Origin of the sequence: Halomonas binhaiensis (assembly GCF_008329985.2) — a bacterium.
Taxonomy (GTDB): Bacteria; Pseudomonadota; Gammaproteobacteria; order Pseudomonadales; family Halomonadaceae; genus Halomonas; species Halomonas binhaiensis.
On record NZ_CP038437.2, the window covers coordinates 3,786,291 to 3,810,863 of the forward strand.

General features: G+C 57.4%; 24 protein-coding genes. 13 read left to right on the top strand and 11 right to left on the bottom strand.

What is annotated here, in order from left to right:
• The first annotated feature begins 178 nt into the window (after window positions 1-178).
• The 6 genes from E4T21_RS16565 (at window position 179) to E4T21_RS16590 (ending at window position 6,189) form a co-directional block, all read left to right on the top strand.
• Window positions 179-1,006, top strand: a complete 828-nt coding sequence (locus E4T21_RS16565) for an HTD2 family dehydratase (RefSeq protein WP_205423405.1) — start codon at window positions 179-181, stop codon at window positions 1,004-1,006.
• A complete protein-coding gene (locus E4T21_RS16570) occupies window positions 1,006-2,169 on the top strand; it encodes an acyl-CoA dehydrogenase family protein (RefSeq protein ID WP_149286099.1) in 1,164 nt (387 codons plus the stop codon). The genes E4T21_RS16565 and E4T21_RS16570 overlap by 1 nt, the downstream gene beginning before the upstream one ends.
• Window positions 2,170-2,234: 65 nt before the next feature.
• Window positions 2,235-3,440: a CaiB/BaiF CoA transferase family protein gene (locus E4T21_RS16575; protein ID WP_149286100.1), complete on the top strand. Its 1,206-nt coding sequence runs from the start codon at window positions 2,235-2,237 to the stop codon at window positions 3,438-3,440.
• Between the two features lie 18 nt (window positions 3,441-3,458).
• Window positions 3,459-4,274 (top strand): HpcH/HpaI aldolase/citrate lyase family protein, encoded by an 816-nt coding sequence (locus tag E4T21_RS16580; protein WP_149286101.1) that lies wholly within the window; start codon window positions 3,459-3,461, stop codon window positions 4,272-4,274.
• 185 nt (window positions 4,275-4,459) lie between these two features.
• A complete protein-coding gene (locus tag E4T21_RS16585) occupies window positions 4,460-5,209 on the top strand; it encodes an electron transfer flavoprotein subunit beta/FixA family protein (protein WP_149287284.1) in 750 nt (249 codons plus the stop codon).
• An 11-nt stretch (window positions 5,210-5,220) separates the two neighbouring features.
• The gene (locus E4T21_RS16590; RefSeq protein WP_149286102.1) at window positions 5,221-6,189 is read left to right on the top strand and encodes an electron transfer flavoprotein subunit alpha/FixB family protein; all 969 of its coding nucleotides are present in this window, start codon (window positions 5,221-5,223) and stop codon (window positions 6,187-6,189) included.
• A gap of 446 nt (window positions 6,190-6,635) precedes the next feature.
• Here E4T21_RS16590 and E4T21_RS16595 read toward each other — a convergent pair whose 3' ends face one another.
• The gene (locus E4T21_RS16595; RefSeq protein ID WP_240349189.1) at window positions 6,636-7,100 is read right to left on the bottom strand and encodes an Lrp/AsnC family transcriptional regulator; all 465 of its coding nucleotides are present in this window, start codon (window positions 7,098-7,100) and stop codon (window positions 6,636-6,638) included.
• A gap of 226 nt (window positions 7,101-7,326) precedes the next feature.
• On the opposite strand from E4T21_RS16595, the gene E4T21_RS16600 reads away from it, so the two are divergent.
• Both E4T21_RS16600 and E4T21_RS16605 read left to right on the top strand, forming a co-directional pair.
• Window positions 7,327-8,055: an AzlC family ABC transporter permease gene (locus E4T21_RS16600; protein WP_205423406.1), complete on the top strand. Its 729-nt coding sequence runs from the start codon at window positions 7,327-7,329 to the stop codon at window positions 8,053-8,055.
• A 15-nt stretch (window positions 8,056-8,070) separates the two neighbouring features.
• Complete coding sequence (locus tag E4T21_RS16605) at window positions 8,071-8,400, top strand: AzlD family protein (protein ID WP_205423407.1); 330 nt, start codon at window positions 8,071-8,073, stop codon at window positions 8,398-8,400.
• A gap of 28 nt (window positions 8,401-8,428) precedes the next feature.
• On the opposite strand, the gene E4T21_RS16610 is transcribed toward E4T21_RS16605, so the two are convergent.
• The 4 genes from E4T21_RS16610 to E4T21_RS16625 form a co-directional block, all read right to left on the bottom strand.
• On the bottom strand, window positions 8,429-8,749 hold the full coding sequence (locus tag E4T21_RS16610; RefSeq protein WP_149287287.1) for an antibiotic biosynthesis monooxygenase family protein: 321 nt from the start codon (window positions 8,747-8,749) through the stop codon (window positions 8,429-8,431).
• Between the two features lie 54 nt (window positions 8,750-8,803).
• Window positions 8,804-11,872 carry a bifunctional diguanylate cyclase/phosphodiesterase gene (locus E4T21_RS16615; protein WP_149286104.1) on the bottom strand — a complete coding sequence of 1,023 codons (3,069 nt, stop codon included), beginning with the start codon at window positions 11,870-11,872 and terminating at the stop codon, window positions 8,804-8,806.
• A 162-nt stretch (window positions 11,873-12,034) separates the two neighbouring features.
• Complete coding sequence (locus E4T21_RS16620) at window positions 12,035-13,897, bottom strand: ABC transporter ATP-binding protein (protein WP_187775027.1); 1,863 nt, start codon at window positions 13,895-13,897, stop codon at window positions 12,035-12,037.
• 127 nt (window positions 13,898-14,024) lie between these two features.
• Window positions 14,025-15,209: a M24 family metallopeptidase gene (locus E4T21_RS16625; protein WP_149286106.1), complete on the bottom strand. Its 1,185-nt coding sequence runs from the start codon at window positions 15,207-15,209 to the stop codon at window positions 14,025-14,027.
• A 186-nt stretch (window positions 15,210-15,395) separates the two neighbouring features.
• Between E4T21_RS16625 and E4T21_RS16630 the strand changes: the two genes are divergently transcribed.
• Both E4T21_RS16630 and E4T21_RS16635 read left to right on the top strand, forming a co-directional pair.
• Window positions 15,396-16,118, top strand: a complete 723-nt coding sequence (locus tag E4T21_RS16630; protein ID WP_149286107.1) for a YebC/PmpR family DNA-binding transcriptional regulator — start codon at window positions 15,396-15,398, stop codon at window positions 16,116-16,118.
• Window positions 16,119-16,308: 190 nt separating this feature from the next.
• Window positions 16,309-17,448 (top strand): GGDEF domain-containing protein, encoded by a 1,140-nt coding sequence (locus E4T21_RS16635; protein ID WP_149286108.1) that lies wholly within the window; start codon window positions 16,309-16,311, stop codon window positions 17,446-17,448.
• Here the strand turns inward: E4T21_RS16635 and E4T21_RS16640 are convergent.
• Entirely contained in the window at window positions 17,363-18,178 is an 816-nt protein-coding gene (locus E4T21_RS16640) for an META domain-containing protein (protein ID WP_149286109.1), read from the bottom strand. The two genes, E4T21_RS16635 and E4T21_RS16640, sit on opposite strands and share 86 nt — an antisense overlap.
• Before the next feature lie 42 nt (window positions 18,179-18,220).
• Window positions 18,221-18,685 carry a DUF4399 domain-containing protein gene (locus E4T21_RS16645; protein WP_240349191.1) on the bottom strand — a complete coding sequence of 155 codons (465 nt, stop codon included), beginning with the start codon at window positions 18,683-18,685 and terminating at the stop codon, window positions 18,221-18,223.
• Between the two features lie 478 nt (window positions 18,686-19,163).
• Here E4T21_RS16645 and E4T21_RS16650 point away from each other — a divergent pair, with 478 nt between their 5' ends.
• The gene (locus E4T21_RS16650) at window positions 19,164-19,469 is read left to right on the top strand and encodes a hypothetical protein (protein ID WP_149286110.1); all 306 of its coding nucleotides are present in this window, start codon (window positions 19,164-19,166) and stop codon (window positions 19,467-19,469) included.
• Between the two features lie 114 nt (window positions 19,470-19,583).
• On the opposite strand, the gene E4T21_RS16655 is transcribed toward E4T21_RS16650, so the two are convergent.
• The gene (locus tag E4T21_RS16655; protein WP_149286111.1) at window positions 19,584-20,393 is read right to left on the bottom strand and encodes a sulfite exporter TauE/SafE family protein; all 810 of its coding nucleotides are present in this window, start codon (window positions 20,391-20,393) and stop codon (window positions 19,584-19,586) included.
• Window positions 20,394-20,499: 106 nt separating this feature from the next.
• On the opposite strand from E4T21_RS16655, the gene E4T21_RS16660 reads away from it, so the two are divergent.
• On the top strand, window positions 20,500-21,270 hold the full coding sequence (locus tag E4T21_RS16660; RefSeq protein WP_149286112.1) for an AraC family transcriptional regulator: 771 nt from the start codon (window positions 20,500-20,502) through the stop codon (window positions 21,268-21,270).
• A gap of 10 nt (window positions 21,271-21,280) precedes the next feature.
• Here the strand turns inward: E4T21_RS16660 and E4T21_RS16665 are convergent, their stop codons facing one another.
• The 3 genes from E4T21_RS16665 to E4T21_RS16675 all read right to left on the bottom strand — a co-directional run bounded on the left by E4T21_RS16665 (window position 21,281) and on the right by E4T21_RS16675 (window position 23,560).
• Window positions 21,281-22,186 (bottom strand): NAD(P)/FAD-dependent oxidoreductase, encoded by a 906-nt coding sequence (locus E4T21_RS16665; protein WP_149286113.1) that lies wholly within the window; start codon window positions 22,184-22,186, stop codon window positions 21,281-21,283.
• 90 nt (window positions 22,187-22,276) lie between these two features.
• Window positions 22,277-22,714: an Rrf2 family transcriptional regulator gene (locus tag E4T21_RS16670; RefSeq protein WP_149286114.1), complete on the bottom strand. Its 438-nt coding sequence runs from the start codon at window positions 22,712-22,714 to the stop codon at window positions 22,277-22,279.
• A gap of 129 nt (window positions 22,715-22,843) precedes the next feature.
• Window positions 22,844-23,560 (bottom strand): FMN-dependent NADH-azoreductase, encoded by a 717-nt coding sequence (locus E4T21_RS16675; protein ID WP_149286115.1) that lies wholly within the window; start codon window positions 23,558-23,560, stop codon window positions 22,844-22,846.
• 115 nt (window positions 23,561-23,675) lie between these two features.
• Here E4T21_RS16675 and E4T21_RS16680 point away from each other — a divergent pair, with 115 nt between their 5' ends.
• Complete coding sequence (locus tag E4T21_RS16680) at window positions 23,676-24,572, top strand: LysR substrate-binding domain-containing protein (RefSeq protein ID WP_149286116.1); 897 nt, start codon at window positions 23,676-23,678, stop codon at window positions 24,570-24,572.
• The last annotated feature ends 1 nt before the right edge of the window (window position 24,573 follow it).

The window sequence follows — 24,573 nt, forward strand, 5'->3', positions numbered from 1 at the left end:
CATCCTGATTAGATGAAAATAAAATATAATCATATACCTATATATATCTCGTTCGCGGTACAGAGAGGATGGCGTTAGGAATTCCAGAACACCCGCTTATTGATTTACAAATTCTCTCCAGCACATGAGTTGCGCATCCTGAGCTTGTCGAAAAGCACAAGCGAACAGGATGGGCCATATGAAAATCGACAGTTGGGTAGGAAATCAGGAGGTCAGCAGAGACGTTATTGCGTCAACTCTCGTGTACAGAATTGCTACAACATTTTGTGAAGAGTCGCCCCGACCGGGAGAGGCTTTACCCCATCTCTGGCACTGGGCTTTCTTTCAGGAACCGGTTGTTGAATCCCAGTTGGGCGACGATGGCCATCCTGCCCGGGGACTGTTCCTGCCTCCCATAGAAGGACGCAACCGCATGTGGGCAGGCGGACGCGTCAATTTCCTCGAACCCTTGCGCGTGGATGCTCCTGCCGAGCGCCGCTCGACTATTACCAATGTTCAAGAAAAGCAAGGAAGGAACGGCGATCTGCTCTTCGTTACGGTAGAGCACACCTATGTGCAGAACGACATACTGTGTATTCGAGAAGAGCAGGACATTGTCTATCGCGAACCCAGTCCACCCAAACTTAGAAGCACCCTACCAGTCCCATCAACTAGCTGGCAGGACAACATCCAGCCCTCTCCGGTCATGCTGTTCCGCTACTCCGCGGTGACATTCAATGGACACCGGATTCATTACGACCAGCCCTATGTCACAGAGCGTGAAGGCTATCCTGGCCTCGTCGTTCACGGCCCCATGATTGCGACACTGCTTCTGCGCAGCTTCACGCGGCGCCATCCCGACAAGATCCCGCGCTATTTCTCCTATCGGGGGCTCAGGCCGCTGTTTGCCAATACAGGTTTCCATATAGGGGGCGTCGAGCGTACGGATCAGCAGTTTTCACTCTGGGCATTCAATGATGACGGCCCGGCACATCAGGCAGAAATACAATACCAGGAGCAACGCTAATGTTTATCCGTGACCCTGAATCTATCGAGGCCATCCGTGACGGAGTCCGTTGCCTCTGTGCCAATTTCGATGATGCCTACTGGCGCCAGGTCGACGAGGAAAAAGGCTTTCCTGAAGCATTCGTCAATGCCCTGACCGAGGCTGGATGGCTTGCCGCAATGATTCCAGAAGAATACGGCGGATCAGGCCTTGGGTTGACCGAAGCCTCGGTCATTCTCGAGGAGGTCAACCGCTGTGGCGGCAACTCCGGCACCGTTCACGGCCAGATGTACAACATGTTCACCCTGCTGCGGCATGGCAGTGAAGAACAAAAGCGCCAGTACCTACCCAGGATTGCCGCTGGTGAATTGCGCTTGCAGTCCATGGGCGTGACCGAGCCCACCACAGGCACGGATACCACCAAGATCAAGACCACTGCCGTGCGCCGGGGAGACAAGTACGTCATCAACGGCCAGAAGGTGTGGATCTCACGTATCCAGCATTCCGACCTGATGATCCTGCTGGCACGCACCACTCCCATCGACCAGGTACAGCGCAAGTCCTTGGGAATGTCGATTTTCCTGGTAGATCTCCATCAGGCCATTGGCAATGGCCTGAGCGTTCAGCCTATCCCCAACATGGTCAACCACGAGACCAATGAACTGTTCTTCGACAATCTGGAAATTCCCGCGGATAGCCTGATCGGAGAAGAAGGCATGGGGTTTCGCTACATTTTGGATGGCCTCAATGCGGAACGTACCTTGATTGCCGCCGAATGCATCGGCGATGGGCGCTGGTTCATCGACAAGGCCACCCGCTATGCAAGAGATCGCGAAGTATTCGGCCGGCCCATCGGCATGAACCAGGGCGTTCAATTCCCCATCGCCCAGGCCCATATTGACGTCGAGGCCGCCGACCTGATGCGCTGGAGAGCCTGTCATGAGTACGACAGCGGCCAGAATGCCGGTGCCAGTGCCAACATGGCCAAATACCTGGCCGCGGAAGCCTCATGGAAAGCCGCCAACGTGTGCCTTCAGACCCACGGTGGGTTCGGGTTTGCCTGTGAATACGACGTCGAACGCAAGTTCCGCGAGACACGTCTGTATCAGGTAGCCCCGATTTCGACCAACCTGATTCTCTCCTATGTTGCCGAGCACTTGCTCGACCTTCCTCGCTCGTTCTAGGGCCTGTCTGCAAACGAGACTCCCGCAGTGGGCATCCTGCTGGCTGCGGGCAGAAAGGAGTACTCATGCACGATACCACCACTTCCCCCCGGCCTCTCGATGGCATCACTGTCGTCAGTCTTGAGCACGCCATCGCTGCCCCGTTCTGTACACGTCAACTGGCGGACCTTGGTGCGCGAGTGATCAAGGTGGAACGGCCCAAGGTCGGTGACTTCGCCCGCAGCTATGACGAAAGGGTCTCCGGCCTGGCATCTCATTTTGTATGGACCAACCGCTCCAAGGAGAGCCTGACCCTCGACGTGAAGGCCGAAGAATCCAGCGATATCATGGAACGCCTTCTCTCCGAGGCGGATGTTCTGGTCCAGAACCTTGCTCCAGGCGCAGCCGCTCGACTCGGCCTATCTTTCGACAGCCTGCATGAGCGTTTCCCGCAGCTGATCGTCTGCGACATTTCCGGCTATGGCGATGACGGTCCTTACCGCGACAAGAAAGCCTATGACTTGTTGATTCAGAGCGAAGCAGGTTTTCTCTCGACGACCGGAAGCCCGGAAGAGGACGGAATGGCAAAGGCGGGCTGTTCCATTGCCGACATTGCCGCAGGCATGTATGCCTACTCCAATGTGCTATCGGCACTTCTGCTACGCGAGCGCACAGGCAAGGGCAGTCATATCGATGTCTCGATGCTCGAATGCCTGGTCGAGTGGATGGGCTACCCACTTTACTACGCCTATAAAGGTGCCACACCGCCGGCACGTGCCGGTGCTGCCCATGCCACCATCTATCCCTATGGCCCCTTCCCTGCCGGTGATGGGAATACTGTCATGCTCGGCCTGCAGAATGAACGCGAGTGGCAAACCTTCTGCGACGTTGTCCTGCAGGATTCTGTACTTGCCAGCGACCCGCGTTTCTCCAGCAATTCCCAGCGTTCTGCCCATCGCCAGAAACTACGTGAGTTGATCTGTCATGCCTTTCAGGAACTCAGCGCCGATGAGGTCATCGCCAGACTGGAAGATGCCAATATCGCCAATGCCCATGTCAATGACATGCATGACGTCTGGCAGCATCCACAACTCATGGCGCGCCAGCGTTGGACACAGATTTCCTCTCCTGCCGGCCCGCTGCCGGCACTCCTGCCGCCAGGACGCAGCAATGCCTTCATGCCTCGCATGGACGAGGTGCCTGATCTTGGTCAGCACAGTGTCGACCTGCTGCTGGAACTGGGCTTCAGTGACGACAGCATTTACCGCCTTGCCGCCAAGGGCGTCATTTGAATCACACGGAGAGCTACCATGAATTCGCCCCTGCAACGCTCTTTCCTGTTCGTCCCGGCGACTCGGCCGGAGCGGATCGTCAAAGCGCTGAACAGTGACGCCGATACGGTCATTGTTGATCTCGAAGACGCTGTCGCATCGCATGAGAAAGACCTGGCCCGCCACCATCTGGACGAATTCCTCCAGGCTACCCCTGAAGCCCGGGTACTGGTGCGCATCAACTCGACAGCGCAGGACATCAGGAAGGACCTGGCGGTATGCGCAAAGTTCTCCAATGTCTGCGGCATCATGCTACCCAAGGCCGAGACCTGCAAACAGATCGAACTGGTCGCCACCTGCCGCAAGCCGGTCTGGCCCATCATCGAAACCGCCAGGGGGCTGGTATCAATGACCAGCCTGGCCTTTACCAGTGGCATAGAAAGGCTCACCTTTGGTGCTCTGGACCTGGCGACAGATCTCAACCTGGAGCCAGGAAGCCCCGGCGCGGCGATTATCCTCGACCAGTGCCGCTATCAACTGATTGTCTGTTCTCGTTCCGCCAGATTGCCGTCTCCAGTGGAAAGTGTCGCGCCTCATATCCACGATACCGCCAAAGTGGAGCAGGCTGCGCAGAGGGCCGCCGAAATGGGGTTTTCCGGCATGCTCAGCATTCACCCAAAGCAGATACCCGCGATCCACAAGGCCTTCACTCCCAGCGGCGAATCCCTGGCCTGGGCACGCAAGGTACTGGATGCAGCCCAACACCATGACGGCGCCTTCCAGCTTGATGGCCAGATGGTCGATGAGCCGGTCATTATTCGCGCCAGAACGCTGCTGGCACGTGCTGGAGAGTGAGAACAATCGTCCTTTCTCGACAACCCGACGATCTACTCCAATGCCCCGGGCCAAACTGTCTGTCAAACAATCTGTCCGTCTAACAAGCAGTCCGTCTAACAAGCAGTCCGTCTAACAAGCAGTCCATCTAACAAGCAGCCCGTCAAACACGCCCATCAAACATGCGAACAAAAATGGAGCCTGATATGAAAATCCTCGTCGCGGTCAAACGCGTCATCGATTACAACGTCAAGATCCGGGTCAAGCCGGATCATTCCGACGTCGATCTCACCAACGTCAAGATGGCCATGAACCCCTTCTGTGAGATCGCCGTGGAAGAAGCGGTTCGCCTCAAGGAAAAAGGCGTGGCCAGCGAAATCGTGGCGGTGACCGTCGGTCCCAAGGCCGCTCAGGAACAGCTGCGCACCGCTCTGGCGCTGGGCGTCGACCGAGCCGTGCACGTGGAAACCGACGCGACGGTAGAGTCCCTCGCCGCGGCCAAGGCCCTGGCCAAGGTGGTCGAGGCTGAACAGCCGGGCCTGGTGATCCTGGGCAAGCAGGCCATCGACTCCGACAACAACCAGGTCGGGCAGATGCTCGCGGCGTTGAGCGGTATGCCCCAGGCCACCTTTGCCTCGCAAGTGGTCGTTGAAGGCGACCAGCTCAAGGTCACCCGGGAAGTCGATGGCGGCCTGCAGACCCTGTCGCTCAGTCTGCCGGCGGTGGTCACGACCGACCTGCGGCTCAACGAGCCGCGCTACGCCAAGCTGCCGGACATCATGAAGGCCAAGAAGAAGCCGCTGGAGGTCAAGACGCCGGCGGATCTGGGTGTGGATGTCGCCTCGCGCCTGACGCTGGTCAAGGTCGAGCCGCCGGCGGAACGCCAGGCCGGCATCAAGGTGGGTTCCGTGGATGAGCTGGTCGATAAGCTCAAGAACGAAGCCAAAGTGATTTAAGGGGAGATAGCATGAGTATTCTGGTCCTTGCCGAACATCACGATGGCCAACTGGCTGATGCGACAGCTCATGTAGTGGCTGCGGCCACACTTATCAACAACGCGATAGGTGGTGATATCGATGTTCTCGTCGTGGGAAACAGCACAGCGGGTGAGAATGTCGCCGCCATTGCGCAGGCGGCAGCCAAGCTGGAAGGCGTAAGCAGGGTGCGCGTGGCCGACAATGCCGTGTATGCGCATCAACTGGCCGAGCCCCTGGCGGATCTGCTCACGGCGCTGGCCGGTGACTACAGCCATGTGCTGGCGGCGGCTTCCACCACGGGCAAGAACGTGCTGCCGCGCCTGGCGGCACTGAAGGATGTGGCGCAGATTTCCGAGATCATTGCGGTCGTCAGCGCCGATACCTTCCAGCGTCCGATCTACGCCGGCAATGCCATTGCCACGGTGCAGAGCAGTGATGCGCTCAAGGTCATTACCGTGCGTCCCACGGCCTTCGATGCCGTGGATCAGAGTGGTTCCGCGAGCGTCGAAGCTGCGGACAGCTCGATCGACAACATCAGGGTCGCCAACCCCCAGTCCCGCTTCGTTGGTGAAGAGCTGGCGCAGAGTGATCGTCCAGAGCTGGGTGCCGCCAAAGTGGTCATCTCGGGTGGGCGTGGAATGGGCAGCGGCGATAACTTCAAACTGCTTGATGGAATTGCTGACAAGCTGGGCGCTGCCATCGGCGCCTCTCGCGCGGCGGTGGATGCCGGCTTCGTGCCCAACGACATGCAGGTCGGTCAGACCGGCAAGATCGTGGCGCCGGAGCTGTACATCGCCGTGGGTATCAGCGGCGCCATCCAGCACCTGGCCGGGATGAAGGATTCCAAGGTCATCGTGGCGATCAACAAGGATGAAGAAGCGCCGATCTTCTCGGTGGCTGACTACGGCCTGGTCGCGGACCTGTTCGAGGCACTGCCCGAGCTTGAGAATAGGCTGTAATAGCTACGAGCTACGAGCTACGGGCTGCGAGCTGCGAGCTGCGGGCTGCGAGCTGCGAGCTGCGGGCTGCGAGCTGCGAGCTGCGGGCTGCGAGCTCAGAGCTGCGAGCTGCGAGCTACGAGCTACGAGCTGCGGGCTACGAGCTACGGGCTGCGAGCTGCGAGCTGCGGGCTGCGAGCTGCGGGCTGCGGGCTGCGGGCTACGGGCTACGGGCTACGAGCTACGGGCTGCGGGCTGCGGGCTGCGAGCTGCGGGCTGCGGGCTAGGGGCTACGAGCTGCGAGCTGCGAGCTACGGGCTACGGGCTACGAGCGGCAAGCTGAGGGCTAGGAGCTAAGAAGAACGATACTCTCTCGCCGAGACACGTTCTCGGCGAGGTTCTCTGGTTCGTTGGCTCTTTGGTTTACCGGGTCTTTGGTTCACTGGGTCTTTCACCGCTGCGCCAATTCAAAGCTCGATCTTCAGGGTGTGCTTGACCTTCTGCATCGGGATATCTGTCTTGATGCTGTGTACCCCAGGAATGTTCGACAGGTGCTTGACCTGAAACTGGCGGTAGGCTTCCAGATCGGCCACGGCAATGCGCAACTGGAAATCGCAATCCCCTGCCATCAGATGACATTCCATCACTTCAGGCATGCCCTGCACTGCCGCAATGAAACGATTGACGGTGCCCTCGTCCTGGGCGCCCAGCCACACTCTGGCAAATACCGTCAGGCCAGCTCCTATCTGGGCCGCATCCAACAGCGCCACATAGCCTTCTATAACGCCGGCATCCTCCAACCGTCTCACTCGCCGCAGGCAAGGTGAAGGGGAAAGTCCAACCCTCTTGGCCAGTTCCACATTCTGCAGCCTTCCATCTTCCTGAAGTGCATTCAGGATACGCCGATCGATGCGATCCAGCTTGATTGGCACGAATGATCTCCTCAGCAAGTATATTTGGCATTAAATACCAATATTTCTTTCAATTGAAAAACAAAAGCAACCACATGCCACGCCAAAAGACGTACATTAGCCGCTCTTTATACTTTGGTTGGAGCTGCTCATGTCTTCCGATGCGACGCATGCACAAGCTATTGATTCTGAAACGTCTTCATTCGGCGCTTCATCCAGAGAGAGCAAGGAAATCAGGCGTGGTCTCATGGACGCCCTGCCCGTGATGATCGGCTTCATTCCCTTCGCGCTGGTACTGGGGGCACAAGCCTCGCAGAAAGGCCTGAGTATCGTGGAAGTGCCGCTGATGACCGGGCTGAACTTCGCTGGTGGCTCGGAATTTGCTGCCATCGGGCTATGGACATCGCCACCGCATCTGGCCCTGATCCTGGCCATTACCTTCCTGGTCAACAGCCGTCACCTGCTGATGGGCGCAACACTGGCTCCCCTGCTGCGCCACTTACCTAAACGCAAGGCATTCGCTGCACTGTTCTTCATGTGCGATGAAAGCTGGGCCATGGGCCTGTCCCATGCACGCAAGCGTGCCGAGGCCGGCCACATGATCCCCTTCAGCCTGCCTTACTATCTCAGCCTGTCTGCTGGTCTCTACCTTACCTGGGTCGTGTTCACGGCACTGGGCGCCGGGCTTGGGCCGATGATTGGCGACATCGAGTCGCTGGGCTTCGACATGGCCTTTCCTGCCGTTTTCCTGGTCTTGCTGCGTGGAATGTGGAAGGGGTTCCGCCAGGCTCGCCCCTGGCTGGTCAGCCTGGTTGTCGCTGCGCTGACCTATCTGCTGGTACCGGGTGGATGGTATGTGGCTGCCGGCGCGTTATCCGGCATTGTCGCAGCGTATCTGTGGGTGGAAGAGAACCCCCTGGAAGAGAAACCGGCGCAAGAGAAAGAGATGCAAGAAAAACAGGTAAAAGAGAAATAACTGGCCGAGGCTAACATGATCGAGACTGACCTGATCGAGACTAATTTGATCGATACCACGGTGCTGCTCACCATCGTGCTGATGGCCTGCGTAACCTATTTCACTCGCCTTGCAGGGTACCTGGTAATCCGCCGTGTCTCCCTCAGCCAAAGAGCCATCACCGTACTGGAGGCCGCTCCAGGGTGCGTGCTGGTTTCCGTCATCGCGCCCTACTTTGTCTCCGAGCGTCCAGCCGACCTGGCAGCACTAGCCATCACCCTGCTGGCTGCCACCCGCTTTTCCCTGCTGCCGACAGTGGTCATCGGCATCGTTTCCGCTGGCGTGCTGCGTCACCTGCTGGCATGACGCAGCACGCGAACATGAAGCAGGCCGCCTATAGGCCATACTCCCGCTCGACCTTGCAAATGCGGACACGAAAGGCGCTGTACCAGCGCTCACGCCCGAGCTTCTGGGCTTCACGGTGTTCAAGATTGGCCTTCCAGGCAGCAATGGCTTCCAGGCTCTGCCAGTAGGATACCGTGATACCCACGCCCTCCCTAGCAGACTCCACACCAAGGAAACCTGGCTGCTGGCTGGCCAGCGCGACCATGCGCTCGGCCATCTCGCCATAGCCATCATCGCCTTCGGTACGCAATGAAGTGAAGATAACTGCATAATACGGCGGTTTGGGTGTATTGGCTGGAACAGTGCCCATGGGGGCAGTCGCATTGCTGTCGACCATGAAAACCCTCTTGTCGGCGGGGAATCATCATGCGCAGGAGGTCTCTGGACCCTGGTCAAGAGGCGCGGGGATGCTGAACAGGTAACCCTGAAAGCAATGGCAGCCATTTTCCAGCAACCAGGCGCGTTGAGCCTCGTTCTCCACACCTTCTGCAATCACATCGAGTTCGAGAGTATGCGCCAGGGCAATGGTGCTTGCCACAATGGCTGAACTGGTACTGTTGTCCAGCACGTCGCGGACGAAGGACTGGTCGATCTTTAGCTGGTCCAGAGGTAAACGCTTGAGATAGGAAAACGATGAATAGCCTGTACCAAAGTCGTCGAGAGCGAAGGTCACGCCCAGAGACTTGAGCGCTATCATTCGTTGACGGATATCCTCATGGTCATCCATGAACAATGATTCCGTCACCTCGAGCTTGAGCTTGTTCGCTGGTGCTTTGGTTCTCCGCAGGATTTCATCGACCCGCTGCACGAAATCAGGTGCATGAAACTGCTTCGGGCTGACATTGACCGATAGGGAGAGGGTCGTCCACATGTCGCTCTGCGACCAGGCCACCAGCGTTTGACAGGCCGTTTCTATCACCCATAGACCAATCTGGTGGATCACCTGCTGTTGCTCGGCGATAGGGATAAACTCCGAGGGAGGCACCAGCCCGCGCAGAGGATGGCGCCAGCGTAGCAGAGCTTCAGCACCGATAGTCTTGCCGAATTCATCCACCTGGTATTGATAGACCAGGAAGAGCTCTTCATTGCCCAGTGCCTGGCCCAGATCCTTCTCCAGCTGAGTCCGCTGCCGGATGCGCTCCTGCATCTCCAGATCGAAGAAACAGGCCATGTTGCGCCCCAGGGACTTGGCCTGGAATAACGCCATATCGGCCTGGCGTAACAACTCATCTGCCGTCACATCATTACGCAGCAAGGTAATGCCGATGCTGGCGGTGACGGTCAACGTCTGGCCCGCCAGGGTAATGGGTTGTTCCAGTACATCCAGCAATGTCCGAGCCACGCATTCTGCCGCTCGACACTCCACCTGCGTACTCGCCTCCAGCTCGCCAATCAACACGACAAACTCATCGCCGCCAAAACGCGCCAGACTGTCACCCTCCTGCAGAACCGATTCCAGACGCTGTGCCATGCATTTCAGTAATTCATCGCCACCTTGGTAGCCCAGTGCTTCATTGACCTGCTTGAAGTCATCCAGGTTGAGGAATATCAAGGCACCAAGTTCCTCATTGCGGCGGTGACTGGCAAGGGCCTTATCGATGCGTTCCAGCATCAAGCGGCGATTGGGCAAGCCCGTCAAGGTATCGAAGAAAGCCAGCTGATGAATCTCTCGTTCAGCCGCCTTGCTCTCGCTGATATCACTCAGGGTTCCTACATAATGTGTGCACTGTCCACACTCATCCTTTACCGCACTGATGGTCAGCCACTGGGGGTAGGTTTCACCATTCTTGCGCCGACTCCAGAGCTCTCCCTGCCAACTGCCATATTCCAGCACCGCTCCCCACAGCCGCTGGTGAACCTCCTCTTCATGCAGCTCTGAGCTGAGCATGGATGGAGTCCTGCCCACGACCTCACTCTCTATATACCCAGTGATTCTGGTAAAGGTATGGTTGACCTTGAGAATATTTCCTTGAACATCAGTGATCATCATCCCGAGATGGGTTTCAAAGGCCAGTGCAGCGATACGCAACTGCACCTGCTGGGCCTGTTCCTCGGTCACATCCCGCACCACTGCCAGAACGCCGCGCAGCTCACCATGCTCTTCGTATACCAGAGGACTCAACAGGGCGCTGAAAAAATGCAGTTCGTCTCCCAGCTCAAGGCAATAATCGACAAGTTGGGGAGCCCGAGTAGACTCGACATCAGAGAGGGCAACATCAATCTGCACAGAAACATCCGCTGGCAGGACCTCGCGAATGTTCATGCCAAGCAGCTCTGACTTCGGTGTCAGAAGCATGCTTTCATCTCCGGCATGGATATAGACGAAATGCCCTGCGGTATCGAACACGAAGAGCATGTCCTGCATCGAGCCAATCAGTGCCCGCAGGCGAGCCTCTCGGCTCATGGCATCTTCCTGGGCCTTTTGGCGTTCAATCACTTCATACCGCAAGGCTTCCTTTGCCTGCCACAGGGCCAGAATGTGGCGAATCAGCCAGCCCCCCAGCAACGCCAACAGCAGGCCGGCAAACACTAGTGCCCATAACCGCTGGGTCCAGCCAGCAAGAAGCTCCTCGGTTCCCTGTCCCGATATCACCAATAAAGGAACAAAGTCTGTACGATGCGCAACATAGAGACGGTGCTTGCCATCCACACGCGATGCTCTGGAATACTCCCAGGGGCCTTCCCCATCCTGGAAGCTATCTGTCGTGCTGGCCGCCGCGATCACATTACCGAGCCTAATCTTTGCAGCTGGCTTACGTGTGACTAGACGTCCATTGGAGTCGATGATGGCAATGCTTTCTCCAGACTGCAGATCGATATCGCTCAGCATTCCATCAAGCTTTATTGGCATGATACGCGCCACAGCCAGAGCGCGGACCTCGCCACTGGCATCACGCAGGCGCAATGCCATCAGAATACGATAATCTTGCGCCTGTTCAGACCAATACAGAGGGGTGATCAACACATCACTGTGTGTCGATGACTGGAATCGAGGAGGAGACTGCTCCTGCCATAGCTCAGGGGGACCGCTGGCCCCAGAACTAGAAGTGGCAATAGTCCTGCCAGCGGTATCCATGACAAACAATTCATCGATGAAATCGAGACCAGAGCCACGCTTGCGCAGGAAGGCACTGACTTCGTCCGAGTGTTTCATGACTATCGGCTGCCCTGCGGTATCAAACAGATCGGACAGCCCTACCAGCACTTGTTCCGTCGTAGAAAAAGAGCGCTCTACCAGCTCTACGACCAGATCGCTTTTGGCGTGAAGACGCCCCCGCGCACCTTGAATCTCCGCAACATACTGTTCGCGTAGTAACCAGGTGATACTGCAGACCATTACCAGCAGGAAGGTAGCGTACAACACCACAGGCCACCAACGCCGCCCAAGGGGCCGTTTTTCGGAGGTAAGCCTGAATGAAGTACTGACTGGCATTGCAATGCCTCATAGGTAAAACGAAATGCATCACCTGCGTCTGCTGGCCTTTCTCACCGAGCAATGAATCCATTGGGCAAACGAATCCTTGGCCCTCAAGCTCGCTCAGCACTCAGGTCGATGCATTTTACGCTTACCTCGAAAAGCATCTTCTGCCTTCGGTCAAGCCTCCTCTGGAACCTCCACATCAATTCCTAAAAAACCACCAGACTGGCGCCGCCACAAGGAGGCATAGAGCCCACCCGCGGCCAGAAGACTGGCGTGATCGCCCATTTCGACAATGCGCCCGGCATCGATCACCACCAGGCGGTCCAGCATGGCAATGGTCGAAAGACGATGCGCAATGGCAATCACCGTCTTGCCTTCCATCAAGGTATACAACTGCTCCTGGATGGCTGCTTCCACCTCAGAATCCAGGGCAGATGTGGCCTCATCCAGTACCAGAATCGGCGCATTCTTGAGCAGCACGCGAGCAATGGCGATACGCTGCCGTTGCCCACCGGACAGTGTGACACCACGCTCGCCTACCAGTGCGTCCAGGCCGCGGCGACCATGAGGATCCACCAGCGATTCAATGAAGTCTCCGGCATGAGCCTGGCTCACTGCCCGCCAGATATCCTCGTCGGAGGCGTTCTCGCAGCCATAGCGCAGGTTGTCCCGCAATGATCGGTGTAACAAGGAGGTATCCTGGGTGACCATGCCAATCTGGTGGCGCAGCGATGTCTGGGTGACCCGGGAGATATCCTGGCCATCGATCGTGATACGCCCTTTCTCCAGATCATGAAAACGCAGCAACAATGACGCCAACGTCGACTTGCCAGCCCCGGAACGACCGATGATGCCAACTTTCTCGCCAGGTGCGATGTCGAGATCAAAACCATCGAATACGCGTACCCCCTGGCGACGGCCACGGGAATAACCAAAATGCAGGTTTTCGAAATGAATCGCGCCACGACTAACCTCAAGCTGTGTCGCATCCAGAGCATCCACGACTTCAGGGGAGCGGGACAGGGTATTGATGCCATCCTGAACGGTACCAATGTTCTCGAACAGTCCGGCCACTTCCCACAGGATCCAGTCGGACATGGCACGCACCCGCATGACCAGGGCAATGGCAACGGCCGTCACTCCTGGAGACACCCATTGCTGATGCCAGGCAAGTACCGCCAGTCCCGCCATGCTGACGAGCAGCATCGTATTGAGCACCGTCAAGGTGACGGTCAGCCCCGTGGCCAGACGCATCTGTCGATGCACGGTACTCATGAAGACATCCATGGACTCCCGTGCATAGTTCTGCTCCAGCGTCTCGTCTGCAAACAGCTTGATGGTCTGGATGTTGCTGTAGCTATCTACCACGCGGCCTGTCATTACTGCCCGGGCATCGGCCTGCTCCATCGATACCCTGCGCAGGCGTGGAATGAAGTGGCGCATCAATCCCCCATAGCCCAACAGCCAGATCACCAATGGCGCCATCAGCCAAGGCTCAGCACTACCCAGCAACAGCAGTGCGCCGGTGAAATAGACCAGCACATAGACCAGCATATCGAGAAGTTTGGTGACAGTTTCGCGCAGCGCCAACGCGGTCTGCATCACCTTCTGGGAAACGCGACCAGCAAACTCGTCATGAAAGAAGGCCAAGCTCTGGCGCAGCATCAGACGGTGCGACAGCCACCGCCCCAGCATCGGGTAGTTGCCGAAGACACCTTGATGCGTCAGCAAAGAACGCATCAACACCAGCACCGGCACCCCGATCAGAACCAGGACACTCAGGACCACCAGCTTGAGAGCATGCTGTTCGACAAAGGTGTCACGATCAGCCGTGGACAACCAATCGACCAACGTCCCCATGTAGTGGAAAAACAGTACTTCGGCTGCCGATACAAGAGCCGTCGCGACCGACATGGCCAACAGCAGGCCAAGGAATGGCCGTGAGTAGTACAGCACAAAGGGCCACAGACCCTCCGGCGGGGTCCGTGGCACTTCCTCTGGATAAGGGTTGACCAGATTCTCGAAGAAACGAAGCATGCATCGGGCCTCCATGCCGAAACAGGAACCCGACAGTGTAGCCCAGCCTTTTCTGTTAGCGGGATTTTTCTGTTAGCGGGATAAGATCTTTCTATGGATGCTCTGTATGGCGCTCGGTGGGGGCACTTTACCGAATCACCAATTGCCCATCGTGGCTGGTGATCGGTACGGCCCCCCGTTCGGTAACACGTACCGTATGACTCAGGCCTATCCCCCAGCGCCCAGGAGAACGCAGGCACAACGGGAGATGGAAGACCATGTCCTTGGCCAGGTGTCGCTGCTGACCGGGAGCGATAAAGCCTGTACCTTCTACCCAACTGGGTGGAAACTGGGCCCCGACCGCATAGCCGAACACGCCCGAGTGGAACAGGGTTTCCCGCCATGGCGCCAGCTCTTCCGCAGCCATCCGGGCAACCTCCTCGAAGCTGGCACCAGGCTGCATGGCATCGCACAACCGCTGTTGCAGCCGAAGGCATAACTCAGCCGCACGGCTCATCTCATCGTCTGGCTGACCAATGACCGCTGTTCGCATGCAGGGAGCCGTATAGCGCTGCCATACTGCGCCAAATTCCAGAAACACGACGTCGCCCTGGGCAATGACATGGCGCTTGTGGTTGACATGGATGAGGCCACTACGCGCGCCCACGGTGACAATGGGCCCAAGGCTGAAGAACTCACTGCCGGCGGCCAGCATGGCTCGTGCACCTTCCGCCGCCACCTCATTGTCCTGCACGCCTTCCGCGACCATATCGAGAGCAGACGTCAGGCCCGCTTCGGTCATCCGAGCGCTGCGCTCCAGGCAAGCCAGTTCCCGTGGACTCTTGACCAGGCGCAGCTCAGCCATCACTGCGGCAGTTCGGTCAACAAAGCATTCACTTCCCAGCCGCGCCTGCAAGCGCTGTATCACGCCAACACGCAGGCCACTTCCCAGCCCATCGAAGCCGACCTGGCGACAACCGCTGAGCGCATCCGCGAGCGGCCCGATCACCTCTTCCGGCGCTTCCCAGCGATAGCTCACCAGTTCGTCGACCTTGGCCGTCACTACGGCAGCGCCCGTCTCGATGGATGCCACCTGCAGCAAGGTATGCGTATCCGTCACCACCAGCGCAGCATGCACCGAGACTTCGAAGGTGTGATATCCACACAGATAGAAGATGTCAGCAGCGGAAGACACCAGCAAGGCATCCAATCCTTCACGCTGCATGACCTCGCGCACGCGGGCGACGCGCATGTCGAATTCGCCCTCCGGAAAGGGAAGTTCGCTGCGCGCATGGCGGGACAAGAGCATTTTCTGATAATCAAGATGATCCATGGCAAACTTCGCAGACCTCGGTCGCCATTGTTCACTCACGAAGGTTCCCCCACGAAGTGTAGACATCATCCTCATGGTTCGACCAATGCCTTTCGACAGAACACGCGTCTGGAGAATTTAGGGCTGTTCGCCCGGGGCAGCGTTTCGTAAAATCCCATCTTGTGTTTCACATTACAGGACAACGCAATGGGCAGGGCCTTCCAAAACCGCAAGGAATCCATGGCCAAGACGGCTGCGGCCAAGACCAAGGTCTACAGCAAGTATGGGCGTGAAATTTATGTATGCGCCAAGTCCGGGGGTACCGACCCCAACGGCAACCTGGCACTGCGCGGCCTGATCGATCGCGCCAAGAAGGACCAGGTGCCCTCCCACGTCATCGATAAAGCCCTGGACAAGGCTTCCGGTGCCGGTGGCGAGGATTATTCACCGGCTCGTTACGAAGGCTTCGGTCCGGGCAACATCATGGTCATCGTGGAATGCCTCACCGATAACCCCAACCGTACCTTCGGCGACGTTCGCGCCTGCTTTACCAAGACCAAGAGCAAGATCGGCACTCCCGGCAGTGTCAGCCACATGTTCGATCACCTGGCGATCCTGGCCTTCCCCGGCGACGATGAAGAAGCCGCCCTGGAAGCGTTGATGGAAGCGGAAGTCGACGTCACGGATATCGAAAACGAGAATGGCCTGATCACCGTCTTCGCTCCACCGACCGATTACGCCAAGACCCGTGAGGCTCTGCGCGCCGCTTTCGGTGATGTGGAGTTCGAGATTGATGAGATTCAGTTCCTGCCTCAGGCCGCCACACCGCTGGCAGACGATGACATCCCGATGTTCGAGAAACTGCTGGACATGCTCAACGAACTCGATGATGTGCAGAACGTCTACCACAGCGCTGAGATGCCTCAGTAATTCCTCTGATCAGCGTATGGCTGGTCCATATCGTTCCGGCACCCACTTCGTCTCATACGGTTTAGTAGCAGTGGGCCGGAACACTTGCCTTATTCTTTTTTCTTTCTTCCTCCCTACACTGACTGATTCAGCTCTCTGCTAAAGTACTATACACTTGTCCCTGCACAGCACGGTGCCTGAATCACGCTTTATGCCCCCATTCTCGGTTCCTGAACTCAACGTTGTCCTCGCCCAGGAATATCGCAAATCAGTGCTTGTTCAGTGGACGGCTGTCCTTGGCGCACTGGCGCATCTTTCCTTCATTCCCCTGTTCTGGGTCTATGGGCATCCTTATCTTGCGCTGCTCAATGTGCTGAGCGTCAGCATGTGGTGTGCTTCCCTGGTTGCCAACTACAAGGGAGCCCATCGACTTGCCATCTATCTGATTGCCACTGAGGCATATGGCCATGCTGCCATTGTCACAATAGTGCTGGGCAACATGCCCGGGTTTCATTATTACCTGTTACCCCTGGCTTGCCTGGCAGCACTCAGCCCGGCCATTACCCGCTGGAAATCGGCATTACTGGGAATGCTGGGCATGCTGCTGTTCATTCTGCTGGAGCGCCTGCCTGACGGATTCACTCCAGTTGAGGACGCTCCCGGCCTACCTCCCGCCATGGCGACCATCAATCTCACAGCGGCCCTGGCAGGGATGGTGTGCTTCGTCATCATCATCAGCTACCTGATTGAAAAACAGGAAAGAAGCCTGACCAAGATCGCCACTCGTGATGCGCTTACGGGGCTGTTCAATCGTCGTTTTGCCACTGACTATCTGCGCCAGCTCATGGAACAGCAACGCCGATCGCCATCGCCCTGCTGTCTGGCACTGATCGATGTCGATCACTTCAAGCTGATCAATGACGAGTATGGTCATCGGGTCGGTGACAAGTGCCTGGTACAGATAGCGGACATGTTGACGACTCACTTTCGCCGTTCAGACACCCTGTGTCGCTGGGGAGGCGAGGAGTTTCTGTTGATCTTCCCCGGTGCAGGACAACGTGAAATGTTGCCCGTCATAGAAAGCTTCCGCGAGCGTCTCAGAACCCAACCCCTACGGCACCAGGGCGAGCAGATCATCGTCACGATCAGCGTGGGGTTGACCAATGTCACGCCCGGCACGGCCCCTGACGCTCTGGTCAACCAGGCCGATAGCTTGCTTTACCAGGCCAAGGCAGAAGGCCGGGATCGTATTGTCAGTGGCAGCGTCAAAGATGAACCACCTCAAAACGTGCGACCACGTCCCCCTGGGAATCCCGAAAGTTCAAGCGATCAGCCAGAACCCGCCAACTGACACTCCGTTGCAGCACATCAATGAATGCCTGCTGTTGTGTCGATGCCTGGGCAGGACAATCGGCGCTTTCCACTTTGCCCCATTGCGGGGAAATCTCGATGGCCTGGGCAGAACGCTGATAGCTGCCTGACAACCATTGGCACCCTCCTGACCCTGTCAGGCTCATGTCAGTAGAGCGTAGCACCAGATAGGGTTCTCTCTGGCCTGCCGATACCGAGACTGCCTTTCCCTGGATCTCGATCAAGCGCCAGTATCGATTCTCCAGCGGCTCACCGACATACTCTGGCAGACGAGAAAGCCTGGCGCCGGGCTCAGGATCATCGCCCTCCGTTTTCATGAGGATCAAGTCACCATTCGGTTCGATCTGCCAGCGCATCTTCTGTCCATCGACATCCATGACCAGAAGTCCGTCCTGCTCCACCGCCCATTGCCCCTGGTCATGGAAACGTCGAAGCTCCCCCGGGCCCAGATAGACCCGTTTGAGAACGTAGTTGAGAGCGTCGTTGGGAACGTCGTTGGGAACGTCGCCGAGGGCATCGGAATCTTCATCGTCATCGAACAGGGATAGTTCGTAGCGAATCGCCTTGCAATCATCGCAGGGCAACTGCCCCAGATAGCTGGCCGGCAGCGCCCCCAGTTCCGAGGGCGCAGCTCTTTTAGTCTGGTCTGTGCAGGCCACGCAGAAAAGTGCCATGCCCAGCAGGGCACCAAACATTGAAATCCCTTTCATCCTTACCTTCCTGCATTGCCTGTACTAACCGTCGCGACTATATCACTCCACCTGGATGGTGATGACATCCGATGTGACGGGCGGATCGAAGCTGACATGGCGATAGTCATTGAACAACAACTGCAGAGTATGCTCTCCCGGCTCAAGCTCCAGCGTGGTTTCTGTCTGACCACCACCGAAGTGAACGGTATTGTCGGTGGCTGGCAGAGGAGCATCCAGATCCAGTGATTCAAGGGGGGTGTCGATCAACACGTGGTGATGGCCAGTATTTTCCATTTCGACACCGGAAGGTGCCACCCCCATACCTTCCAGCCCCATGCGTACAGTGACCGAACTGGAAACGGTATCGCCATCCGCAGGTGAAATGAAATACACCTTGGCGCCTTCTGGCGCAGCCAGTCGTTCCATCGAATCCTGTGCCATCGCCGATGAGGCCAGTCCACCACTCGCCAAGGCCAGCGCCAACATGGCCATGACACCACGATACGTGTAGCTATTGCTGTGCATGATTCCCTCCTGTTCTTCCTTTTCCTGAGTCTCTCCGGATAGAGAGGCTTTCCACTTTTACCTGCATTCTCCAGGCAAGGTTGGCTGCGCCCTGCGTTAATATGCAAGAACGCGCATCCAGTCTAGCAGCATGAAACCGACAAGGACGCGACATCGTTTGAAACAATGTGCCCACCATGGTGTCCGAAGTCATGACGTCCAGCACAACATAGACCAGCCTGGTGCGCCAATACGTCAGGCTACAGCGACATCAACCAATGTTGTGTCTCTCGTTTTCCATCCCCCAGCGAGGACTTACTAACGTCTTGCTCCGCATCAGTGAAGACATGGAGATTCGCGCTGGTAGAACAATAAACAGCGTGGCAACCTGTCCAAGGACACTTATGCTGTAACCTATACCTGCACTATCCATACCCCACGAAGGAGCAGCCAACCGACACGCGCTAAATCATCCCTACAGCCAGCAAGGAGGTTCGCTATGAAGGTGTACAAGGCAGAGTGGCAATGCACCCTGAACGTCACCGAAGGTGTGGACGCATCAGCCGGCTGGAGATACCGATTGGCTTGGTATCTACGCAATATTGCGGAACGTATTGATGGGGCGCAGCGCACCCTGACGCTAGATCTCAATGTCTGTCCCGAGATCGAATCAGGCGAGGTCGATACCTGCCTGGGCAAGGGCTTTGCTGTCTCTCAGCAATTGCTCATGGAACTTGCCCAGCATGCTGCCTGCGAAAGTGCCATGCGCGATACCAAGGCGGAACTTTTCGATGGCGATGAATGATAGGCATGCCTCTTGTCATCCGGGTTTTCCATCCACGCTTAGAGAATGAATAGCGGGCTCCACCAGCAAGCACTTGCTTACTTGCAAAGTGCTTGCTGGAGGAGTGCGGACGGATCAACTGATCACGAGCATGACCAGCAGAGCCAGAACCAGCAGCAACACATAGATCTTCGCGTGAGCATGGTCCGGAATACGGCCGATCCAGGCTGAGGCAAGCTGAATGCCAAGCCATGATCCCAACGCCAGCATCATGAAGGCTCTCAGATCGACATACCCTGCATGCCAAGGCCCCAGAGAGACATCATGCCTGGCCAGTAACACATAGGTGGTCGTCGCGGTGATGGCCATCGGCAAAGATAACGGATTGGCCATGGCTGTAGCCGCCGTCATGCTCGCCCCCCTTCTGCGCATGAGAGGAACCGTCATCACACTGCCCCCCACCCCCAGGAACGCGGCAATGACACCGATGACTGTACCTGCCGCAGCCGTGAACGAACGCCCCATCGGACGCATGTGCGATGTCTCTGCCTGCATGAACCCGGGCCGCAGGATGCTGTCCATGATCGTGACGGCCAGATAGACAACGAAAGCCCAGCGGACCCAGGATCCACTCAATGCCTGCGCCGCAGCCGCTCCACCAACAGCACCGATGGCAATGTAGCCGATCAGCGGCTTCACTTGATGCCATGCCAGTGTTCCCGCCCGCTGGTGCCGCCAGGTCGACAACAGAGCAGCAAAAATCATCACTGCCGTGGAGGTGGCCACCGCAATATGCATCGCAGATTGGCCGACTACGCTGTCTACGCCATAACTCATGACCAGCATGGCATACATCAGCGGAACGACGACGAAGCCGCCGCCAAACCCGAACAGCACCGTGGTGACACCCGCCATGCCTCCACATAGCAACAGCACGCTATACACTCGAAGCTCCCATCCGTTGATGTGTGCCATCGACGATAGCTTGTGCCGTGCTGGCTGACTCTCGAGGGCTGGACAATAATCATCTTGTTTCAGCCAGGAGAAGACGATGCTCAACACCCCGTTGCACAGCGTGGATCACATCGCACGCCCTATCGTGGCCATCGGCACCGACTACGCTCGCGGCACGCTGCTCGATACCCATGATCATCGTCGCGCCCAGTTCCTGTACGGCATGACAGGCTTGATGGAAGTCGAAACCGATGATGGGAGCTGGGTAGTGCCGCCCTATAACGGCGTCTGGATTCCTGCACGCAAGCGCCATCAGGTACGCATGCACGGTGTCAGCACGCGTAGCCTGTACATAGAACCGCAGGCAGCACCACGCCCTTCCAGCTACTGCGAAGTCCTGGTCGTTTCTCCCTTGCTGCATCAGTTGCTGCTGGCATCTGCCAACATGCCTGCGCAGTATGAAGAAGACGGACGCGATGGAGCCCTGGCACAACTGCTTCTGCATGAGCTGCGCCTGGCACAGACATTGCCACTGTTTGCCCCTCTGCCCCGGGAGCAACACCTTGCCAGGCTGTGCAAGAGCTTCCTGCAGCAACCCCACATTGGCACCCGTCCTGAGGACTGGGCCCGCCAACTGAACAAGAGCCAGCGTACCTTCAGCCGGCTGTTCCGCCAGCAGACAGGAATGTCTTTCGCCACATGGCGGCAACAGGCCTGCGTGATGGCCGCACTCCCCAGACTGTTGTCCGGTACACCGGTCACCCAGGTGGCGCTGGACCTCGGTTATGACAGCCCCAGTGCCTTCTCCAGCATGTTCCGCAGGGTCCTGGGAAAGTCACCTACGTCATTCGTGCATACATCCGTGTAATACCCGCATGTCACGCAAAGATGAGCTTACGGTGTGCCGATATCCCCGCTTGGGCGCCATCTCCCAGAGCAAAGGACACGCTGCCTGCCATACGCGCGGCATCACCGCACGCGAACACACCGGGTACCGAGGTTTCCTTGGTTTCATCGGTGACGATATATGGCCCCATGGGCCCCTCTTCCATGACACATCCCAACTGTTCTGCAATCGGGCTCGCCATGCGTGTGCGGCTGACGGTAAAGATTCCATCGAGCGCGATCTGTCTACCATCCTGCAGCTCGACCGTGGCCGTATCGACAATGCGCTTGATGCCTTGCGGCTCAATGGTCACTCCCTTGTCGATCAGCACTTGGTGCTCGTCTGGACCGGGTTGCAACGCCTGATTGGTGAACAGGGTCACATCCCCCCAATCCGGCAGCATCATGGCATGATGCAAGGACATGGGGCCCACGGCGATCACACCGATGCGCCCCTGCTCCAACTCATATCCGTGGCAATATGGACAATGGAATACGCTTTTCCCCCAACGTTGTTCCAGCCCTTCTATAGCGGGCAATTCATCGACCACTCCGGTTGCAATGACCAGCGTGGCAGCCTGAAAACACCGACCCGACGCGCTTTCCACTTCAAACCCCTGATTCCCATGGCGCGCCCGCAATGCCGAGTCTTCCCACCACTCGACATTGGGGTATGCCTCCACCTGGCGCCGCCCATCCAGGGCAATGGCATCAGGCGAACGTCCATCCTGACCGACCAGGCCATGGGACGATGCGGCAAAGCGATTGCGGCGTAACCCGGCATCCATGACCACCACTCGCTTGCGTGCCCTGGCCAATTGCATGGCTGCCGACTGGCCGGCATAACTGCCGCCAATCACGATGACATCTGCATCCCTTGCCTGCCGTTCAATGGTCATGATGTGACTCCCTGGGTTTGAGACTGGGTTGGAAACTGGAGTTGAAATTGAAGTGGAAGTGGAAGCTGTCATTGAAGGCTGAAGCTAGGCCTAAGCCCTGGACTGAATACGAAAGCGCCGACTGAAGTCATCCGACAGGTCAGCCAGCGTGACATCACCCAGGCGTTCGATCAGCAACGCTTCGGCATCACGGAAGGCCTCATCGAGTGCCTGGTTCACCGCCTGCTCCACCAGACATTGTGGATCCTCGACCCGGTGGCCCATGGCAAATACCGAAGGAGTGCCCACAGCATCATAGATATCGCGCAACGTGACCTGCTTCAGGTCACAAGTGATGGACCAGCCACCGCCGTGCCCTTTAACCGAGTCGACATAGCCCAGCTCACGCAGTCCGGCGAGCAAGCGCCGCACCACCACGGCATTGGTACGCAGGAAAGCGGCCAACTGCTCGGAGGTGAGCGGCTGGCCGCTGTGTGCCATGTGCAATAACACATGGAGAACGGAGGAAAGTCTGCTGTCTTTTTTCATGTAACAAACAATAGTACATGAAATCCGACCAGGCAAGCACCTCTAGATAAAAGCACCTCTAGATAAAAGCACCTCCAGATAAAAAGCACCTTCAGGCAAAAGCACCTGTGAGCAGCGGTGAGCGTATTCTCAGCCAGTCAGGCATTCCTGGTCTCTGCGCTGAACACCTTCAAGCGGCTTGTCACCGAGCTTGGCCACCAGCTCATCGACGGCTGCCTCTCCTTGCTGGATCGAAGCGGCCAGGCGGTGATCAGCAAACTCGTCGTACTCGATGGCCGCTTCATGCACATCGGTCACGCCGATGTAAGCAAACGCCGTGCGTACCGATGACTCCACATGGTTGCGATGAGCGATACGCCCACCGGGCTGATAGCCGTAGTCACCACGCGATGAAAGAATCACCAGTCGCTTGCCGGCATCCGCCAGCAATGGCCAGTACGGCTCACCTCCCCGGCTCCTGTCGAATCCGAATGTGCGCCCCACACGTACAATGTTGTCGATGTATGCCTTGAACTGCGCGGGAGGCCCAAAGTTGTACATCGGCACGCCTGCCACAATGATATCGGCCTGAAGCAATTCATCGATCAGCACATCGCTGGCACGCAGTTCCTCATGCATCCAGTCTTCGCGGGCATGCGCAGGGGTGAAGGCAGCATGTATCCACTTTCCCGTAATGGGAGACGGCGACTCCAGGCCAACATCTCGATAGATCACTCGTGTTTCCGGGTGCTGCGTTGTCCACTGCCTGACAAAGCGAGAAGTCAGTCGGCGTGAATGCGAACCATGGGCGGCAGTGTCAGAACCTCCTGGGCGAGCGCTGGCATCGATGTGCAATAGTGTGGTCATGTTCATCAAACTCCTTTCAGGTGATATATATTCATCAACTGCAAGTCTTGATGAAGCCAGTACACGCAACAAACGATATATTCTCAGCACATAGATGACATGAGATCACCCATATATGAGCATGCGCCTCCCTTCGCTGACGTCGCTTCGCGCTTTTGAGGCAGCCGCGCGTTTACGCAGCTTCAAGAAAGCGGCTGAGGAATTGGCTGTCACACCGACAGCCATCAGCCACCGTATTCGTGATCTGGAGGAGTACTTCGAAAGCCCCTTGTTTCTGCGCAAGGTGCGGGAAGTCGAGCTGACGCCCAATGGACTGACGTTATTCACTGCTGTACGCAACGGCCTGGAGAGCATTGCCGCAGGTGTCGAGCAAGTGCGCAATGCCGGCCGAGCATCGGTCACTTTATCCACGACGCCGGCATTCGCGAGCAAGTGGCTGGTGCCAAGGCTGGCATCGTTTCAGGCAGAACATCCCGATATTGACCTGCATGTTCATGCTTCCAACACACCGGTCAATCTGAATTCGGCAACAGCAGATCTGGCCATCCGCTACGGGCATGGTCCGTTCGAAGGTCTGGCAGCGACCTTATTGATGGAGGACCATTTTGCCCCGGTTGCCTGCCCCTCTCTGCTGACGACACTCGGCCAGGATGCCACGCAGTGGCCCTTGATCCACTTCGACTGGGATCGTCCTCTGATGGTAGATCTGACCTGGGATGCCTGGGCACAAGCCGCGGGATATGCCTCAGCAAGCCTGGAGCATGGCATCTGTTATTCCGAGGAAAGCCACGCGATTCAGGCCACCGTTGCGGGCCACGGAGTAGCACTATTGAGCCTGTTGCTGGTAGAGGAGGAACTCGACCAGGGGCTGTTGCGGGTCGTATCCGAGCCGGTTCTCAAGGGAATGTCCTATCACATCCTCAAGTCCCGCAACCGCCCAACATCAGAAGCCGTTTCCGCCGTGGAAGCATGGCTGACGCGTATGTCCCGACATGCGCCGGAAACCCCATGAC